The 271-nt window shown below is 43.2% G+C and carries 1 pseudogene; it reads left to right on the plus strand.

Going from position 1 to position 271, the window contains the following annotated elements:
* A pseudogene (locus AYW75_RS18480) lies at positions 1-271 on the plus strand (hypothetical protein); the annotation flags it as partial.

A 271-nucleotide genomic window follows, 5' to 3' on the forward strand; every position in this document is an offset into this window, starting at 1 on the left:
CAAAGATTTGGGGGCCAAACATTTTATCGAAAAGCCTTTTGTGACGTCTGATTTGGTTTCGTTATTTGAATACTACCAACTACCTCTACGCAACACGGATATCAGACCCAATAAACACAGCCACAAACCGATTGATTTAATGGCTGCAATCCGCGAAATGAGCAACGTAGCGCTTGGGGCAAGTGCCTCTCTTATTTCACAACAGATGGGCCGATTTATTGAAATGCCCTTACCAAATGTCGCCTCTTTACATCAGTCAGAATTGACCATG

Source organism: Marinomonas atlantica (assembly GCF_001639725.1).
Taxonomy (GTDB): Bacteria; Pseudomonadota; Gammaproteobacteria; order Pseudomonadales; family Marinomonadaceae; genus Marinomonas; species Marinomonas atlantica.